Source organism: Vibrio sp. 03_296, from assembly GCF_002265885.1.
Window position 1 is genome coordinate 1 of the sequence record NZ_NPKW01000623.1, and the last position, 624, is coordinate 624.

Genomic DNA, 624 nt, shown 5'->3' on the forward strand with positions numbered 1-624 from the left:
GCTTGGTATTGGGATACGGAGTTGGGGTCCAATTGAATAGACATACTTTCCTCGAGACAGAATGACGTATAGGACATAGTGTACCAACGAATCATTTAATCTCCTTATAAAATGTGCGACATTTTAGTCTCACATCAAACTATTCGATGTTTAACTGCATGATATAAGGCTTATTTTCTCAATTTAGTACTGGTGTTTTGTTGGCATCTTGTTTGCAAATAGGACCATCTGACAATTGCAACTGGCATTAAACCACGCTGGCCGATGAAGTTTGACCGAGTGGTGACGCGGTTTGTGTAACTGCAATGGCCTATTTGCCCAAGAATGATTTGAAGGAATAAAAATTACAATWGAACAAAGTAGCTCTTACTTTGGCGGCAACGTCGATTACGCTGGTGAGTTTCTCCTCTTTCTCTGCCGATGATGTTCACCGTGTGCGTTTAGCAACCACAACCAGTACTTATCACTCTGGCCTGCTTGATTACCTACTGCCTGAATTCGAAAAAGACACCGGTTATAAAGTGGATGTGCTGGCCGCAGGAACGGGTAAGTCACTGAAAATGGGTGAAAATGGCGATGTGGATTAGTGATGACGCATGCTCGAAAGCCGAAGCGACCTTTGTC

Annotated in this window: 1 pseudogene; it reads left to right on the forward strand. The window is 43.2% G+C overall.

The features are described 5' to 3' along the window. Nucleotides 1-371: 371 nt before the first annotated feature. Nucleotides 372-624 (forward strand): annotated as a pseudogene (locus CIK04_RS26675) (substrate-binding domain-containing protein); the annotation flags it as partial.